General features: G+C 36.5%; 17 protein-coding genes and 1 tRNA gene. 10 read left to right on the forward strand and 8 right to left on the reverse strand.

The window, feature by feature from the left end; genetic code table 11:
- Positions 1-329 precede the first annotated feature (329 nt).
- The 10 genes from HMPREF1320_RS05990 to HMPREF1320_RS06030 all read left to right on the forward strand — a co-directional run bounded on the left by HMPREF1320_RS05990 (position 330) and on the right by HMPREF1320_RS06030 (position 10116).
- Entirely contained in the window at positions 330-1244 is a 915-nt protein-coding gene (locus HMPREF1320_RS05990; protein ID WP_009417890.1) for an LLM class oxidoreductase, read from the forward strand.
- Positions 1245-1254: 10 nt separating this feature from the next.
- Positions 1255-3528: a PepSY domain-containing protein gene (locus HMPREF1320_RS05995; RefSeq protein WP_009417882.1), complete on the forward strand. Its 2274-nt coding sequence runs from the start codon at positions 1255-1257 to the stop codon at positions 3526-3528.
- Positions 3529-3637: 109 nt separating this feature from the next.
- Positions 3638-4285 carry a hypothetical protein gene (locus tag HMPREF1320_RS11175; protein WP_232207532.1) on the forward strand — a complete coding sequence of 216 codons (648 nt, stop codon included), beginning with the start codon at positions 3638-3640 and terminating at the stop codon, positions 4283-4285.
- Between the two features lie 4 nt (positions 4286-4289).
- Positions 4290-5078 carry a hypothetical protein gene (locus HMPREF1320_RS11180; protein WP_009417884.1) on the forward strand — a complete coding sequence of 263 codons (789 nt, stop codon included), beginning with the start codon at positions 4290-4292 and terminating at the stop codon, positions 5076-5078.
- Positions 5079-5081: 3 nt separating this feature from the next.
- Entirely contained in the window at positions 5082-5246 is a 165-nt protein-coding gene (locus HMPREF1320_RS06010; protein ID WP_009417860.1) for a metallopeptidase, read from the forward strand.
- A 57-nt stretch (positions 5247-5303) separates the two neighbouring features.
- A complete protein-coding gene (locus tag HMPREF1320_RS06015) occupies positions 5304-6254 on the forward strand; it encodes a hydrogen peroxide-inducible genes activator (protein ID WP_002672662.1) in 951 nt (316 codons plus the stop codon).
- 56 nt (positions 6255-6310) lie between these two features.
- Positions 6311-8404, forward strand: a complete 2094-nt coding sequence (locus HMPREF1320_RS06020; RefSeq protein WP_009417880.1) for a carboxy terminal-processing peptidase — start codon at positions 6311-6313, stop codon at positions 8402-8404.
- Between the two features lie 217 nt (positions 8405-8621).
- Positions 8622-9677 (forward strand): heparan-alpha-glucosaminide N-acetyltransferase domain-containing protein, encoded by a 1056-nt coding sequence (locus HMPREF1320_RS06025; RefSeq protein WP_009417861.1) that lies wholly within the window; start codon positions 8622-8624, stop codon positions 9675-9677.
- A gap of 1 nt (position 9678) precedes the next feature.
- Positions 9679-9813: a hypothetical protein gene (locus HMPREF1320_RS11760; protein WP_009417851.1), complete on the forward strand. Its 135-nt coding sequence runs from the start codon at positions 9679-9681 to the stop codon at positions 9811-9813.
- Positions 9814-10043: 230 nt separating this feature from the next.
- Positions 10044-10116: transfer RNA gene (locus HMPREF1320_RS06030), tRNA-Gly, on the forward strand.
- 58 nt (positions 10117-10174) lie between these two features.
- On the opposite strand, the gene HMPREF1320_RS06035 is transcribed toward HMPREF1320_RS06030, so the two are convergent.
- The 8 genes from HMPREF1320_RS06035 to guaB form a co-directional block, all read right to left on the reverse strand.
- A complete protein-coding gene (locus HMPREF1320_RS06035; protein ID WP_009417886.1) occupies positions 10175-10717 on the reverse strand; it encodes an RNA methyltransferase in 543 nt (180 codons plus the stop codon).
- Between the two features lies 1 nt (position 10718).
- Positions 10719-12917 (reverse strand): RelA/SpoT family protein, encoded by a 2199-nt coding sequence (locus tag HMPREF1320_RS06040; protein ID WP_009417879.1) that lies wholly within the window; start codon positions 12915-12917, stop codon positions 10719-10721.
- Between the two features lie 72 nt (positions 12918-12989).
- Entirely contained in the window at positions 12990-13766 is a 777-nt protein-coding gene (locus HMPREF1320_RS06045) for a 3'-5' exonuclease (RefSeq protein ID WP_002672676.1), read from the reverse strand.
- A 51-nt stretch (positions 13767-13817) separates the two neighbouring features.
- Complete coding sequence (locus tag HMPREF1320_RS06050) at positions 13818-14108, reverse strand: ATP-dependent Clp protease adaptor ClpS (protein ID WP_009417828.1); 291 nt, start codon at positions 14106-14108, stop codon at positions 13818-13820.
- Positions 14109-14388: 280 nt separating this feature from the next.
- Positions 14389-15039, reverse strand: a complete 651-nt coding sequence (locus tag HMPREF1320_RS06055; protein ID WP_009417849.1) for a potassium channel family protein — start codon at positions 15037-15039, stop codon at positions 14389-14391.
- A 3-nt stretch (positions 15040-15042) separates the two neighbouring features.
- Entirely contained in the window at positions 15043-16371 is a 1329-nt protein-coding gene (locus HMPREF1320_RS06060) for a TrkH family potassium uptake protein (protein WP_009417838.1), read from the reverse strand.
- Between the two features lie 12 nt (positions 16372-16383).
- Positions 16384-17253, reverse strand: coding sequence for a mechanosensitive ion channel family protein (locus HMPREF1320_RS06065; protein ID WP_009417816.1), 870 nt, complete (start codon positions 17251-17253; stop codon positions 16384-16386).
- A gap of 137 nt (positions 17254-17390) precedes the next feature.
- Positions 17391-18860, reverse strand: coding sequence for an IMP dehydrogenase (gene guaB / locus HMPREF1320_RS06070; protein ID WP_009417812.1), 1470 nt, complete (start codon positions 18858-18860; stop codon positions 17391-17393).
- Positions 18861-18892: the final 32 nt, after the last annotated feature.

The raw sequence follows: 18892 nt of genomic DNA on the forward strand, positions 1-18892 counted from the left end.
ACGAACAAAGAACGAAGGAAAAGTGAGGGTAAGTTAAAGCTAAGATAGAGATAAAAAGAGGGTGATTAGTAGATTTCAACTTTATCAAATTTTGAAACTTTGGCAAAGTTCGTTTTGGAAAGAGGGGGTAAACCGCACGGGCAAATAAAGAATGAAGGTAGAAAAGTTGGTTTTGAAAGGATAAAATAAGGGTGATTAGAGAATTGTAAAAAAGGATATATATTACTGAAAATCAATAGATATTATATATGAGTAAAAAAGATTTTCGATATTAGTGAATTTATACATTATTTTTTCTTATTTTTGCCGTTCTAAACAAACTCATCATTATGATAGACGCACACAAATTATCTATTGGTTTACTACTACCTATTGAAGCATACGAAGGGGCTATTCCTAAAATGGAAAACCAAGTACAACTCATTCAGCGAGCTGAAATGTTAGGCTTTAATGCTGTGTGGGTGCGCGACATTCCTCTATACACTCCTGATTTTAACGAAGTAGGGCAAATGTTTGACCCGTGGATATATTTGGCACACATTGCTACTCTTACCCAAAGTATTAAGTTTGGCTTTGCGAGTGTAATACTACCACTGCGTCACCCTTTACACGTAGCGAAGGCTTCGGCGAGTCTTGACGTGCTATTTCCGAAGCGTTTTATGATGGGAGTTGCTTCTGGTGACCGACCTGTAGAGTATCCTGCTTTTAATGAACTTTATGAATCACGGAGTACTCGTGTTTTGGAGCATATGGCTATGTTACGCGACTTGTGGAGCAAAGAGTTTCCTACCTACAACAATGAGTATGGTACCCTAATGGAAAAAATGGGTGATGTAGTGCCTAAGCCTTTGAATAAAAATATACCAATGTATGCCACAGGGCACATAGGAGGAGTGAATTTGGAATGGATTGCGAAAAACTCGGACGGGTGGATTTACTACCCAAGAGATTTTGCTTTCACAAAGAAGGTAATACAAGACTGGCACAAAGCTCTTAAACAAGAAGGAGAACCTCCTAAACCTTATATTCAACCTGTGTATATCGACCTAAAAGATGACCCTGATTTTGAACCAGAGAAAATGGACTTAGGTTTCCGTTTAGGACGTAACTATTTATTGGATATGTTCTTAGAACTCGGAAAAATAGGGGTTAACCATATTATGCTCGTACTAAAATACTGCTCTCGCCCTGCAAGTGAAGTGCTTGAAGAAATAGGAAAAGAAGTATTGCCACACTTGAAATAAAAAGTACCTTATGAAAACCCTTAATGAAAACGACATAAAAAATGTATTAGAAATACATAATTTGCTTTCTTTTGACACTTATTATACTTTGCTCAACGGAAATACTGACGATGAGCAGAAATATGAGCTAGCTAAAAGAGAGTTCGTACGCAAGCAAAGCCAACTACTAGTGACCGATGGGGCTCAGTTTATGTGCGGACCTCATAAAGGTACTTTCCGCACTAATTACAAATGGCAAACCATAAACAATAAAGGCATTGCCCGACAAAGTGATGTATTGCCTGAGAATTTTGAGTTTACCGATGGCTTTCAGATACTTTCGATAGGCAGTTGGCAACGCATTGCCTCTACCACTACCTTTAATGAGGAATACCCTCTCTTGTTCCGCTCTACTATACAGATTACGGGTAAGATGCCGGGCAATAATCCTCCTGAAACTTATAATTTGCAATTTCTTAACGCAGGGCAAAACTTCAGCTATGAAGATACTATTGACCAAGCATATGAGCAAAGTGTTTTGAGTGAAGAAGAAGGAAACAACAAGCAAGAGGAAGCACAGCCTTCTGCTGATTGTACGGTTAGGTTTAGTTTAGACACAAGCAAAGATAACAACTTTGGTTTTGACTCTTATGAAGTTTCTAAAAATGGGTGTAAGGATAAAGAAAAACTAAAAAGTGCCTATAAGAAGTTAGAACCTTTTAGAGAGGAATACCTAATGCCGTGGGTGAGCCTTGCCCAATACCGATATGCTATATTAAAAGTAGCTGTTAAGGGGAAATTTAAAGAAATTACTTTTAAAGAACCTAACAGTTATTTTACCTTTGAACCTGCTACCATTACGCCCGAAACCAAACAAGTAAAAATAACGTGTAATAATACTATTACAGAAAAAGAGTATAAGGTAGAAGTATTAGCCGATGGCAAAGTAGCGGGTGGGCTGATGTTTGTAGAAAACAGTATAAAGAAATTTGTGATATTACCTGTTTATGTTACTCAAGGACAAAAAGAATATGATGATATAGGAGATATTGTAAAGAATTCTTTGCTAAAACAGTATTTTGATAGGGCTTTTGCTCCCTTATTGATTGAACATACTCTTGAAGCACCCTTTGAATTGAATCTTGATGACCCTAAATGGAGTCAAAACACTTTTCAGAAAGAAGCTGTAAACAGGATAAAAAATAACATTGGTAAGAATAAAAGGATAATAGTAAGGGAGTCGGAAGTAAATACCTCTAATGACAAAAGGCTTTTGGTACTTAATGATGTGGCAAGGCTTTACCAAACAGTTAAAAATGACCCGAGTAAATTATCTCCATATCCTTTATTTCTAACAAATTGGGAATGCCAAAAAATAGATAGTATGGGGAACTTAAACGATAATAACGGTATTACCCCCTCCCCTGGCAAATATGCTTCTATGTTGTTTTTACACAATAGTAACAAATTTCCTGATTTTGACATTCCCCACGAAGTACTACACGGATTGGGGTTAGAACATACTTTTGATTCTAAAAGTACCTATACTTTTAAAGAGGGAGCAACTCAAAATTATATGGATTACAAAGACCCTCAGAAGAGCAATATAACTTTTACTAATGAAAAGCACTATACTTTCAAATGGCAATGGGAATTAGCGAGAGCCTCTGAATGGATAGCCAAGCAAAAGATTTTTTTACCTATGCTTTTACTTTTACTATTGATATCTTGTCAAAGCTATAAAAGTGTATCGTGTGAGTATGATTATTTTCCCACTAAAGATGAAATGGTGTTAGATAGTAGCTTGTTAAATAATTTAGATAAAAAAATAGAAATAAACAATTATACTAAGATGGTTACCTATGAAACTAGAGGAGGTTTTTTTAAGTCTATTTATATTGATACATTAGGCATTACACTTCGAAAATCCATAAGATATAATCCATCTAAAAAGATTAACTATAGCTATTTTTCTTTAGGATCTTATATAGGCAAAGAATATCATTTTGATGAGAATGGAAATGTTATTAAGGTAATTGATAATGATGAAGGTTTTGTTATCTGTTGGCAGCAAGCGTTGTTTATAGCTAAGAAAAATACGGGGAAGAAGGCTAAAGAATGGAAAATATCAAAAGACTTTGATGATGATAAAAATAAAAAATACTGGGAAGTGTATTATTTTGAAGATAGAGACCGTTTTTTAGTAATCGACGCTCAAACAGGAGAAATTGTAAAGAGAGGACTTAGTGGCATTTCCACAGATGATGTGATATATGATGATACTTTTAAACCAGGTGAATTGTAACAGAAATCCACACGAGCTGATGCACGCTTTGGGATTAGAACATACTTTTGAAGAGAAAGAGCACCCTAATAAGGAACATATTTTTAGGGAGGGAAGTACTCAAAACTATATGGATTATAATAATACTAAGAAAACTACTTTCAAATGGCAATGGGATATTTTAAGGAAATCACCTTATGTTAAATTATTAATACTTATATTTACTCTACTTTTTTCTTCGTGCAAGGTGATGAGTGATAAGGAACTACAAACTATTTCTTGTGTTTGTAACGATAGTATTACACAAGAAGATAAAAAACTTCCTATCCCCCCCCTCGAGAGAATCAAAAACGATAGTATAGATTCCTATACAACGGGAAAAGGACCTTACACAAAATACACTTATTATTTAAAAGAAAGTACACAAAAAATGGTTGATTATGACCTTGAAGGGAATATTAAACAATCCTATTTTAGTGTTCCTTACGAATTTATAGGCAGAGAATTTATCTTTGATGAACAAGGAAATATAAAAGAGGTTATCAATCACGATGAGGGGTGGAAAATATGTGCTTTTCAAGCATTAGCTATCGCTAAAAAAAGAGCAGGAAATAATTATTATCACAAAAAAGTAACAGACCCTCTATGGCAAGTGCGAAAAACAAGGTTAAAAGGCAAAAGAATGTGGGTGGTACATTATTCTAATAGAAAGTTTAAAACTATCAGTCTTTATATTGATAAAGACACAGGAAAAATAGTAAAAAGAGTAAAACATTAGCAGTATGAGTGTTATTAATTTTCAAAAAGAAATCCCTCACGAAGTAATGCACGCCTTAGGATTAGAACACACTTTTGAAGAGAAAGAGCACCCTAATAAGGAACATATTTTTAGGGAGGGAAGTACTCAAAACTATATGGATTATAATAATACTAAGAAAACTACTTTCAAATGGCAATGGGACATCTTGCGTAGTTCTAAGTATTTAAAAATATTAATTCTTATATTAACATTGTTTTTAAGCTCTTGTAGAGTAATGAGCAACGAAGAATTACAAGAAATATCTTGCAAATGTAATGATACTATTATACAAGAGGATAAAAGACTTCCTATCCCCCCCCCGAGAGTTCTAAATGATAGTTTGGATATTAGTGTATCAAATAGTTGGTATGAAAAAGATTGGTGTGAAGCCTATTTAAAATATATTGACAATCTAAAAACTAATGAACGAAAGATGATTTATTATGACCTTGAAGGGAATATTAAGCAATCCTATTTTAGCGTTCCCAATGAGTTTATAGGCAGAGAATTTATCTTTGATGAACAAGGAAATATAAAAGAGGTTATCAATCACGATGAGGGGTGGAAAATATGTGCTTTTCAAGTATTTGCTATTGCCAAAAAGTATGCAGGGAATAATTATGATAAAGAAGAACCTCTTTGGCAATTGTATAGGGATAAATATAAAGGTAAAAAAGCGTGGAAAATCAACTATAAAAATAAACGTTTTAAATGGCGAACGTTATATATAGACAAAGATAATGGAAGAATTTTAAAAGTAGAAAGGGGGTAATTTATGAAAATACCTCACGAGCTGATGCACGCTTTGGGATTAGAACATACTTTTGAAGAGAAAGAGCACCCTAATAAGGAACATATTTTTAGGGAGGGAAGTACTCAAAACTATATGGATTATAATAATACTAAGAAAACTACCTTTAAATGGCAATGGGATAGATAAAGAAATTTGCTAACCAAGAGAATATTTACAGAAAATTAAACCCATAATACCATAATTATGACCATTACTCAATACCAATATGTGTTGGCTGTGGCGAAGTACAAGAACTTTACTACCGCTGCTGAACACAGTTTTGTTACCCAGCCTACCTTGAGTATGCAAGTGCAGAAATTGGAGGAAGAGTTGGGGGTTACTATTTTTGACAGGAGCAAAAAGCCTTTACAGGTTACTGAAATAGGAGAACAAATCGTTAAACAAGCCCAAGTAATCGTAAATGAAGCGGGGAGAATGAACGATATAGTAGCGCAACAAAAGGGGTATATAGGAGGCGAGTTTCGCGTGGGGATTATCCCTACCGTCTCCCCTACTCTACTACCTATGTTTCTCGCTAATTTCATCAATAAATACCCTAAGGTATGCCTAAAAATTGAGGAGCAAACTACTGAAAACATCTTGAAAAAGATAGAGGACGGGAGTTATGATGCAGGGATTTTGGCAACCCCTCTGCACAATCCGTCGATAGTAGAAAGACCGTTATACTATGAGCCTTTTGTGGCTTATATTCCACAAAATCACCGTTTGCAAAACTCTAAGACTATCTATTCTGAGGATTTGGATATCAACGATATATTGATGCTTGAAGACGGGCATTGTTTTAAGGACAGTGTACTGAATATCTGTAACCAAGATGTGATAGACTCAAAAGAGCACTTCCAACTAAAAAGCGGTAGTTTTGAAACTTTGGTGCGCTTGGCTAACGAAGGCTTAGGAATGACTTTGTTACCATATTTACACTCTTTGGAACTGAAAGAGGAAGAAAAGAAACGCATTCACTATTTTGCTGAGCCTTACCCTGCGCGCGAAATCAGCTTGGTATATCACAAAAACGAACTAAAAATGCAAATCATCAAAGCTTTACACGACACTATTGCAGGGGTTATACGAGGGGCTATTGTTTTCCAAAATGTAAAAATTATCAGCCCAACAAGAGAAAGGCACAGAATTTGATAAAGCTAAGAGCTAAGAATTGAAAGTTAGCTAAATTATTAAAAAACAATTTTAGAATGAAAAATATTTCAGCAGTATTATTTTTATTATTTATTTCATTTGCGTCTTGTAGTTTTACAAGTAAGAAATTTGACAATCCAGATAAAGACAAGGATAGAGTGCTTTTGGACATTGTACAACACGTACTAGAAAATGCGCATTTTAGTCCGATAAAAATGGACGATGCTTTCTCTAAGAAAGTATTTGACAGTTATTTGAATAATATTGATGGGCAGAAGCGTTATTTTCTACAATCGGATATCAACGAGTTTAAAAAGTACGAAAACCGTTTGGACGACGATTTGAAAAACGGAGAAATTGCGTTCTTCAATCTTTCTTACGAACGCCTCAAACAACGTATGAAAGAAGCAGAAGCAATTACCAAAGCTATCTTTGCTAAACCTATCAACCTGAATACCAATGAAACGATTAATACCGACTATGAGAAGTTGCCTTTTGTAAAGAACAAAGCTGAGTTACAAAACCGCTGGAAACAAGTAATTATTTTCACTACGCTTTCTACTTATATCACTAAACAAAAGGAAGAAGCGAGCAAGAAAGAAAAGGACGCTAAATATCAGCCTAAAACCAATGAGGTGCTCAAAAAAGAATCGATAGAAGCTACCCAAAAGACATTGGCTGATATGTTCAGTATGTACAACGACATCACTCGTGAAGAGTGGTTCAGTATGTTTGTGAACGCTATTACTGAGACTTTCGACCCCCACTCCAACTATATGGCACCAGACATCAAAGAAGGTTTCGACCGAGATATGTCGGGTAAGTTTGAAGGTATAGGGGCACAATTACAAAAGAAGACTGATGGAATTGCTATTACCAATGTGATTTTGGGAGGGCCAGTATGGAAAGGTAAACTCCTTGAAGTAGGCGACCAAATCCTAAAAGTAGCACAAGGAGCCGGTGAGCCCGTAGATGTAGTAGGAATGCGTTTAGACGATGCGGTAAAACTTATTAAAGGACCTAAGGGTACTGAAGTACGCCTTACCGTAAAACGCGTAGATGGCACAATAGAAGTAGTGTCTATCATTCGGGATGTGGTAGAGATTGAAGAAACTTATGCCAAATCGGCAGTGATAACTGCTAATGGTAAACGCTATGGACTTATCAACTTACCTAAATTCTATATCGATTTTGAAGATGTAAACCAACGCAATGCTGCAACTGATGTGGCTCTTGAAATAGAAAAGCTCAAAAAAGAGAATATAGACGGGCTTATTGTAGATTTACGTACCAATGGAGGGGGCTCCTTAAAAACAGTAGTGGATATAGGAGGTTTATTTATTCCTAAGGGGCCTATTGTACAGGTAAAATCGTCACGCGGAAGTCGTGATGTACTCTCTGACAACGACCCTAAGACACAATGGGACGGTTCGCTGGTAATCCTTACCAATGAGCTTTCGGCATCAGCCTCAGAGATTTTGGCGGCGGCTATGCAAGACTACAAACGCGCTATCATCATAGGTGGTAAGCAAACCTTTGGTAAAGGTACTGTACAAAGTTTTGTAGACCTTAATAGTTTCTTGCGCCAAAACAATTATGGCGACCTTGGTGCTATAAAAATTACTATTCAGAAGTTCTATCGTATCAACGGAGGGTCTACTCAGCTAAAAGGTGTAGAAAGCGATATCGTAGTGCCTGATAAATACAAATATATTGACATAGGCGAACGCGATATGCCCAACGCTATGCCTTGGGATAAAATAGAGCCTGCTAAGTACACTCCTTGGACTAACAATGCTAACTTTGATAAGGCAATAGAAAACAGCAAAAAACGCATCAGTGAAAATCAATACTTAAAGCTGATTGACGAAAACGCTCGATGGATAAAACAGCAACAGAAAGACAATGTTTTTCCTCTCAACTACGAGGCTTACAAAAAAGTAATTGAGAAAAACGAAGAGCAATCTAAAAAGTTCAAAGCAATTAACGATTACAAATCTAACTTGAAATTCAGTTCAGTAGCTTCTGATGAGGCTAAAATAAAAAACAGTGAAGACTTGAAATTACGTCGTGATCGTTGGCACGAAAGTCTTGAAAAAGATGTGTATATAGATGAAGCTGTGAAAGTATTGGAAGATTTGAACAAATAAGACAATAAGTAATACATTATAAAAACATTGGCAGAGCGAGGAGCTTTGCCAATGTTTTTATTTTGGGATATGGGAAATTTGTTATACCTTTGCACTACATTTTGTCTGTTACCTAAATAGAAATGCGTTTTAAGATACTTAGTATTATATATGGAAATAAGAATCACCACCACTACAAAAGAAAAAATAAACCATAGTAATAGACTATAAAAATATAATGAAACAACGACTGATATTTATCGATGTAATACGCGCTTATGCTATCTGTATGATGTTACAAGGGCATTTTATCACCGCTTTACTTGCTGAACCATACTGTGACGAAAGTAACCCTTACTATCATATTTGGCATTATTTCACAGGTATTACCGCACCTGTATTCCTTACCATTTCAGGCTTTATCTTTACCTATTTGCTTATTCGAGAAGGCGAACGCAGTGGTGTAGGACTCAAGAACCCACGTGTGAAGAAAGGAGCAAAACGCGGATTAATGCTTATAGCAGTGGCGTGTATTTTGCGGAAAAGCATCTATTTTGTAGATATTTTGCATTGTATAGGGTTAGCCCTCATCATAATGGTAGGACTCTACTTATTAGCGAGAAATCACGTGAGGCATTTCCTTCCTACAATGCTCATCGGCATTACTTTACTACTTTTCACTTTCAACGAGACCTATAACCAATATGAATACTCTTGGTTACCTCAAGTAGTAGCCAATTACTTCACTCCGAAATACGGTACTTTCTTTACTATTTTTCCGTGGTTAGGCTTTGTAACCTTAGGAGGCTTTATGGGATCGCTATTTTACTATTACAGAAACGCCAAACACTTATATACAGTATATACACTACTACTTATTGGTATCGGAGCCATTTTTCACTTCCAATATCACACATTTCACTTCTTATACAGCATTACAGGGTGGGGACACTTTGAAAGTTTAGCACGCAATGGCTTTCTTTTTTTGAGAATGGGTGACACTCTTTGGACATTTGCTGTATTTGTAATCTTACGAAATGTACTTACTGCCCAATTTTTACAACGTATAGGGCAAAACACCCTTTCTATTTACATCATTCATAGTATTGCGCTCTATCACTTTATTCCATATTTCAACTTAGACCATTATCTTCATAAAAGCTTAAATCCTATCGAAGCTGTGATAGGTGCTATTGCCTTTGTGATAGGTATTTTAATTCTTTCATTCTATTATCACAAAGTCAGCAAATATATAAAAGAAAAATATTTAAACAAGAAAACCATTGAGAAATAAAATGGTAGCCATAGAAATCTTTACCAGCAAAAAGAAAATCTATGGAGCTCCTATCAGTATTACAAGTTTCACAATGAAAATCAGTCATAAAGAACTTGTTTCGCTACTTTTAGAAAGTTTAGCTACTTATAAATAAAGATAAAAATCAGTATAAATATACATTTAAAAACTTTACGTAAAATTTCATCTTCATTCGTTTGTCTTTATCTTTATCAGAAGAAAAGTAATGAGAAAAATAATCACTGATTTATAAGTCTTTACTTTTTTATCTACAGAAAATACAATAAAAAAGTTTTAAAAAATTTGGAATATAATAGCAAATGCCCGTATATTTGCACTCGAAAAATTATTTATATCATTGTAATTGCGGGAGTAGCTCAGTTGGTAGAGCGTCAGCCTTCCAAGCTGAATGTCGCGAGTTCGAACCTCGTCTCCCGCTCTACAAAAAAAACCTGATAACATATTGTTATCAGGCTTTTTGTTTATCATTTCTATTTTTATAACATTGTATGCTTCCTGAGCTTCATTGCTAACTCCCAAATAGCAATTCCTGCACTTACCGAAATATTCAGAGAATGTTTAGTACCATACTGTGGGATTTCTATCACCTCATCAGAAGCTGAAACCACTTCTTGTTCCACTCCTTTTACCTCGTTGCCAAAGATAATAGCATATTTTTGCTTTCCGTTAGGCTGAAAATCATTCAGCATCGTGGAATTTTCAGCTTGCTCAATGCTAATAATATAAACACCTTGCTCTTTTAGCTTTTCTACTACCGAAAGTGTGTTTTCTACATATTCCCACGCCACACTATCAGTTGCACCCAAAGCTGTTTTGTGAATCTCTTTGTTTGGAGGAGTGGCGGTAATCCCACAGAGGTATATCTTTTCAATTAAAAAAGCATCGCAAGTGCGAAAAACAGAACCTATATTGTTCAAACTTCTCACATTATCCAAAATTACTATTAAAGGTGTCTTTTCTGCCTTCTTAAATTGCTCAATATCCAACCTATTGAGCTCACTATTTGCTAATTTTCGCATATTAGAGTCTGTTTACTTTATCTACTCCTTTAATGTTTTTAATATCTTGCATCAATTTCTTTAAAGTTGCATTATTGTTGATAGAAATAGAGACTTTCCCGCTGAATACATTGCCTTCGGTATCAATATTAATGTTAGTAAGTTTTACAAATTTGCTATCCAAAATCACTTTTGAGATATCGCTGATGAGTCCATCGCGGTCAATACCACTAATTTTAAGACTCACTTTGAAATCTCTTTCATCAGATTTTACCCATTTGGCTTGAATGATACGATAAGCGTAATTCGATTGCATCGAAATAGCATTCGGGCAAGTTTTTTTGTGTACCTTCACCCCTTCGTTGATAGTTACGAACCCAAAAATGGGATCACCAGGGATAGGATTGCAACATTTTGAAAAAGTATAGTCTAACGATTCTTCTTCTTTGCCAAACACAATGCTATCATAGTGAACGTTGGGCGAATAAACAGGTTCGTCGGTAGTTTTTTTTACTGCCTTATTTTTGAATAAGCCAAAGAAAGACGTGCGATGCGATACAAAGTCTTTCAGCATTTGGTTGTTGATTTCTCCCGTGCCTGCTTGATAGTAAATATCTAAGCTCGTTTTTGTTTTGAAGTAACTCACCATCTCATTCATCACTTCTTCGTTGAGAGTAATCTTCAATTGTTTTAATTTTCGTACTAAAATCTCTTTCCCTTCGGCGGCAACGGTTTTTGTCTCTTCTTTTAAAGCATTTTTTATCTTACTACGAGCTTTGGCTGTGGTGGCATAGTTAAGCCAGTTTTTAGTAGGTTTTACATTTTCGGCAGTGATGATTTCCACCGTTTCACCACTCTTTAACACATAGTTTAAGGGCACTAATTTATTGTTTACTTTAGCTCCCCGCGTTTTTAAGCCTACTCCTGTATGGATATAAAAAGCAAAATCTAAGGGTGTTGCGCCTTTTGGGAGGGATTTTATCTCGCCATTAGGGGTAAAGACGAAAATCTCTTTGGAATACAAGTTGAGTTTAAAGTCTTCTACAAAGTCCACCGCATTTGCCTCGCTGTTTTCAAAGACTTCTTGCAACCTATTAAGCCACATTTCGATGCCTTCTTCTTTTTGGTCGCCGTGTTTATACTTAAAATGGGCTGCATAACCTTTTTCGGCGATTTCGTGCATACGCTCGCTGCGTATTTGCACCTCTACCCATTTGCCTTTTGGACCCATTACGGTAATGTGTAAGGCTTCGTAACCTGTAGATTTGGGTGAGGAAATCCAATCGCGCAATCGGGTGGGATTGGGACGGAAGTGGTCGGTAACAATAGAGTATATTTTCCAAGCCAAAAACTTTTCTTCGGCTGGTTCACTTTTATAGATGATGCGAATCGCAAATTTATCGTAAACTTCTTCAAAACTCACGCCTTGCGATTCCATTTTTCTGTAAATAGAATAGATTGATTTGGGTCGCCCTTTGATGGAATAATCAATTTTTTGTTGCGTCAAAGAAGTTTCTACGATTTTGGTAAACGCCTCAATGTATTCCTGTTGTTCTTCTTTGGATTCCTCCATTTTGTTTAAGATACTATTGTAGCGCTCGGGGTCAGTATATTTAAGGGCGAGGTCTTCTAATTCTGTTTTGATGTTATACAAACCAATGCGGTGAGCAATAGGTGCATAAATATAGAGTGTTTCCGAAGCTATTTTGGCTTGTTTGTATTCTGCCATCGAATCCATCGTTTGCATATTGTGGAGTCTGTCAGCAATTTTGATGAGAATCACACGCACATCGTCGTTCATCGTGAGGAGGAGCTTTCGGAAGTTCTCGGCTTGTAAAGAGATGTCATTTTCACGGCTCATACTCGAAATTTTGGTAAGTCCTTCTACAATATGAGCTACAGTTTTACCAAAAAGCCGTTCCATATCTTCAATCGTATAGTCAGTATCTTCTACTACATCGTGTAACAAAGCCGACGCAATGGCTATGGCGTCTAATCCTATTTGTGAAGCAACAATTTTAGCTACGGCAATAGGGTGAAAAATGTAAGGTTCCCCACTTTTTCGGCGTTGGTTTTTGTGCGCATCAACAGCGGTGTCAAACGCCAAGCGAATAAGCTTTTTATCTTCATCGCTAAGGGTTTGATAGCTGATACGCAAGAGTTCTTTATACTCGCGGGCAATGGCTTTGTTTTCTTCTTCTAAGTCGGTGTTTGTTTCCATAAATAAGAATGAATGTAGAAAATTCTAACTTTAGCAAAATTTGGAACTTTGCTGAAGTTTTAGAGCTATTTTTTATTTAATAGTAGCCGATAATTTGCGGAGCTTAATAGCCGTAAGAATTTTTTTGGTATACAACGGGAAGTCGGCACCGAGAAGCCAACCAAAATATCCTGGTTCTTCGTCAAAAATATCTTCTACACGTTTGCCTTTGTGTTTCCCAAAGGTAAAGATTTCTTCGCCTTTGTCATTATAGCCAATAAAACCAGCAAAGTCGGCTATTTGTTTACGATAAGTAAACTCGCTGAGTTTTTTGATGTTGTTCTCCAAGCTGTCATAACGGTCGAGCTGGGCTTTGAGGATTTCATAAGTGGCATTGGTATCTGCCGAAGCCGTATGCGCATCAATAAGGTCTTTACCACAATAGAATTTATAGGCTGCCGAGAGGGTGCGCTGTTCCATTTTGTGAAAAATAGTTTGTACATCTACCGATACGCGGTTTCCCAAATCAAAATCTACTTCGGCACGCAACATTTCTTCGGCAAGCAAAGGAATATCAAAGCGGTCGGAATTGTAGCCAGCAAGGTCGGAATCTTTTATCATATTATGAATTTGCTTGGCAAGCTCTTTAAAAGTAGGCTCACCCGCAACGCGCTCATCGGTAATGCCGTGTACATCTGAGGCAGCTTTGGGGATAGGAATAGTAGGGTTTACCAACCACGTTTTGCTTTCCTTATTGCCATTGGGGTAGACTTTCAAGATAGATATTTCAACAATGCGGTCTTTGGTAATATCGATGCCCGTAGTTTCAAGGTCAAAAAAACAAATAGGTTTTGATAATTTTAGTTCCACGATTTTAGTGAATAGTTAAAAGTTAAAAACAAATAGTTTAGAATAAAAAAATTATGCTTCTTCTATTTCGGCAGAAAGTCCTGCATCAAGAAGTGCGGTGCAGAGCGGTTTTAGAAAATCATAACTTCCTGATTTTACATCGCATTTCCCTTTGAAATGCACAATAATAGCGCATTGCTCGGCTTGCTCAAAGGTGTGATGGCATACCTCTACTAAAGTATCGATAACGTGGTCGAAAGTATTGACATCATCATTGTATAAAATGAGATGACATTCATCTTCCAAAAGTTCCATTACATCACCTTCGGCAAAAGTTTCTTCTTGATAATTATTTCGTAACATAATTTGTTTTTATGATGATACAAAAGTACAGCAAATAAATGAATTGTGCAAATGCTTAACCAATATAATAAAATTTTAGTAAAGGTTATAAACTCAAAAACGCCAAAAGAAAGTGTTTACTTTTAGCATTTTATCTTTTTCTCGTCATAGCATTACTATCAGATATGATACATTTATTATTATTTGAATCCATATACTTTTAATTATAAATCGTTCTATTATCTTATATAATCAAAAATATTGCTCCTGTAAGCTATTTTTTAGCATAAAAAAGCTTTTTTTATACTACTCTATCAATTACATTGGTATTGGAGAGTATAACTAAAAGGTCGTCTTTGTTAAGTTTGACATTCGGGTCGGGGGTTACGTTCATTTTGCCATCGGAATGCTTTACTGCCAAAATATTTATCTCATACTTATGTCTCAAATTGAGTTCCATCAACGATTTTCCTATATAACTCTTGGGTACTTTTACTTCATAGATAAAATAATCTTCAGCAAACTTAAAATATTCTATAATAGTGGGTCGCAAAACGGAATAGGCTACTTTTTCGCCCATTAATTCCTCTGGAAATACTACTTGTGTAGCGCCTATTTTGTATAAAACCTTTTCTTGTGTGTGGTTTACGGCTTTGCAAATGATATTTTTCAACCCCAATTCCTTTAATTGCAGGGTAATGAGAATACTCGCCTGAATATTATCGCCTACGCTCACAAAAGCAGTGTCGAAATCGTCTTTCACTACGTTTTTGAGAGCAATTTCATCGGTAGCGTCCAAAATCACAGCTTCATCGATGATATTTTCACTGAGAGCTTGCTTGATAACACTCTCACGAGAATCTATTGCTAGCACAGTAGCTTTGTTTTTATAGAGTGTTTTGGCTACCGATTTGCCAAACTCTCCTAATCCTATGACTAAAAAATTCTTCATAATCTATCCTATTAAAATATTTTCTTTTGGGTATTTGTAATTTCCTTCAGCACGTGGTCTCGATAAGGCGAGTGCAATGGTAAGCGGTCCTACCCTGCCTAAAAACATTGTAAATATCAAAATAAATTTTGAACTATTGCCTAATTGTGAGGTAATTCCGGTAGAAAGTCCGCAAGTGCTGAATGCCGAAATGAGTTCGAAAGCTATTTTTGTAAATTCTAAATCGGGTTCTAAGGCTGTGAGTATTACAATCATTGTAAGCACATACATCATCGCAATAAACACGAGTGCTGAGGCTTTATTAAAGAGTTTCCAAGAGATGCGTCTCTTAGAAAATTCGATGTAGTTCTTATTGAGTAATGCTGTTTTAATACCGAGAAATAAAATGCCAATAGTAGTAGTTTTCACGCCAGAACCTGTGGAGTTTGGCGATGCCCCTATAAACATAAACGTTACGCAAAAAAGAATGGTGGCACTGCTTAAATGCTCCAACGGAATCGTATCGAAACCTGCTGTACGCAAACTTACAGAGTGAAAAAAGCTAATAAGCATCTGACCAAAGAAAGTTTTCCCATAAAGTGTGTAATAATTTTTATATTCTAAGGTAAAAAATAAGAGCGTACCTGTAACGAGCAATATTATTGTCATCAAAATTGAAAATTGTGAGTTAATATCGAGTCTTCGTCTCTTTTTTCGCAGGTATTCATAGGCTTGAATAATGGTTGTAAAGCCTAAACCACCAAAAATAACCAAAAAAGCGATGATAATATTCACAAAAGCATTGTAGGTATAACCTTCGAAACTATGAGGAAACAAAGAAACGCCCGCATTACAAAAAGCTGATACCGAGTGAAACACTGAAAAAAATAACGCTTTTCCGAAAGGAAAATCTTGGATGAAAGAAACAAACAAACACAGCGCTCCCGTAGCTTCAAAAAGCAGAGTAATGTACACCACACGCTTTGTTACGGCATAAATATCGTAACTTTTGTTGTGATTAAGTCCTTCGGCTACTATTTTTTTAGTATAAAAACCGATACGTTTAGCAATAAGCAACACCAAAACAGAGGAAATAGTAAGCACTCCCAATCCACCAAACTGAATAAGCACCAATAAAATAAGTTTTCCGTAAATAGTAAAGGTCGCTCCTATATCTATCACCGAAAGACCCGTAACGGTAACCGCCGAAGTAGCTGTAAAAAGCGCTTCGAGGAAAGAAATATCTTTCTGAGGCGTATGTGCAAAAGGCATCATCAAAAGCAAAGCACCTACGACTATTAAGCCGATAAACGAAAGCATTATGAGGTTATATGGTGATATTTTTTTTAACATTGGATTCAATTTTTATTGTTTATCCATCTGAATGGTACGAATAGGGAAAGGTATATTTATATTATGTGCATCAAAACACTTCTTGATAGCCATTATAGCTTCTGATTTATACAAAAAAGACTCAGAAAGTTTCTTGGAAGGAATAGTAAAATACACAATAAAATTGATAGAACTATCAGCGAACTCAGTATAATAAAAAGAAATGGTAGTGTCAAGCTCTTTTTGTTTCATCATCTGCCGAATGGTAGTTTCAGTAAGCATTTTCACCTGCTCCAAATCCGATTCATAACCTACACCACAAGTAACTAATACATTGGCAGTATCACTTTCAGAATAATTTTTCATAGGATTATCGACTATAAGCTTATTGGGTATCGACACATAGTTTCCGTCAGCCATTTTAAGCTTGATAGTACGCAAATTTATATCTTCAATAGTACCTGTATAGCCCATAGTTTCAATTTGATGTCCTATGCGAATGCTCTTACTAAAAGATAAGGTAATGCCTGAAAAAGTATTGCTAAGCGTGCCTTGTAAAGCCAAACCGATAGCTAAACCTGCTACTCCTGCCCCTGCCAAAATGGTTTTGAACATATTTTCGAGGTCTAAAATATTTAGCGAAAACATAAAGAAGGTAATAACTACCAACACAGAAATAATATTGCCAAGCATTATGCGTGAAGAAGGTTTTACACCACGCTTTTCTAAGATACGAATGGCTATTTTTTTGATAAGTCTAGAAAGATAAAAACCTAAAATAAAAACTAATAAGGCTATAACGATATTAGGTGTTTTATCGATAAAGAGTTGAATCCATAGATGTATTTTTTTAGTGAATACTTCTATAATATTAATGTAATCATTTACTATTCCGTTTTCCATTGAGTCTAATGAATTTGTTTTACCAAATGGCAAAAGTACAAAATATATTGCTGATACGCACTTTTTTGCTATTTATTACATAAATGAGGCTGTCTAATCTTTTCAGACAGCCTCATTTTGGAAGTTTTATTCGTTTATTAACGTGAATAATTAGGAGCTTCTTTGGTGATGGTAATATTATGGGGGTGGCTTTCGGTAATTCCGCTTGTAGTAATGCGCACAAAGCGACTCACAGCTTGCAACGTTTCGATATCCTTGGCACCACAGTATCCCATACCTGCGCGCAAGCCTCCGATGAATTGATGCATACTTTCTTGTAGTTCGCCTTTGTATGCCACGCGCCCTACAATGCCTTCAGGCACAAGTTTTTTGATGTCGTCTTCTACATCTTGGAAATAGCGGTCTTTACTACCTTGGTTCATCGCTTCTACCGAGCCCATACCGCGATAAGATTTGTATTTTCTGCCTTCAAAAATGATAGTTTCCCCCGGTGATTCCTTAGTGCCAGCAAGCAGAGAGCCAAGCATCACACTATTGGCACCTGCGGCGATGGCTTTTACGATATCGCCGGTGTAGCGAATGCCCCCGTCGGCAATCACAGGGATTCCTTTGCCTTTAAGAGCGTTTGCAACGTTCATCACCGCTGATAATTGAGGATAACCCACGCCTGCTACCACTCTGGTAGTACATATAGAGCCTGGACCTATGCCTACTTTCACTGCATCGGCGCCATTTTCGGCTAAATAAAGGGCAGCCTCGGCAGTGGCAATGTTTCCTACCACTACTTCTAAGTCGGTAAACTTGCTTTTTACGGCTTTAAGAGCGTTCACTACGCCTTTTGTATGTCCGTGAGCTGTATCGATAACTACGGCATCAACTCCTGCTTGTACGAGGGCTTCAGCGCGGTCTACCACATCGGCAGTAACGCCTAAGGCTGCTGCTACGCGCAAGCGTCCTAAGCTATCTTTGTTAGAAATAGATTTTTCTTGCAAGTTGGCAATGTCTCGGAAAGTAATAAGACCTACTAATTTATAGTTTTTATCTACTACGGGGAGTTTTTCTACCTTACTGCGTTGTAAAATACCCTCAGCTTCCTTCATAGAAGTGCCTTCGTTGGCAATCACGAGGTTTTTAGAGGTCATTACTTCGGTTATCGGGCGATTATTATCGTGTTCAAAGCGCAAATCGCGGTTAGTTACAATGCCTTTTAAGATTCCGTTAGCATCAACAATGGGGATACCGCCAATATTGTTTTCTTTCATACAGCGTTTTGCATCACTCACCTTGCTGTTTAAGGGAAGCGTAACAGGGTCGATAATCATACCGCTTTCGGCACGTTTTACTTTGCGTATTTGTTTGGCTTGCTCCTCAATAGTCATATTTTTATGGAGCACCCCTATGCCTCCTTCACGTGCCATAGCTATAGCCATAGCAACTTCGGTTACAGTGTCCATAGCCGCTGAGATAATGGGTACATTCAGAGTGATGTTACGGGTAAAACGTGAGGTTATCGACACTTCGCGAGGTAATACCTCAGAATAATTGGGGATAAGAAGGACATCATCATAGGTAAATCCTTCATTAATAATTTTATCTTGGAAATTCATTTTAAAAAAGAGAATTTAGTTGCGTGCAAATG

Origin of the sequence: Capnocytophaga sp. oral taxon 335 str. F0486, from assembly GCF_000277665.1 — a bacterium.
Classification (GTDB): domain Bacteria; phylum Bacteroidota; class Bacteroidia; order Flavobacteriales; family Flavobacteriaceae; genus Capnocytophaga; species Capnocytophaga ochracea.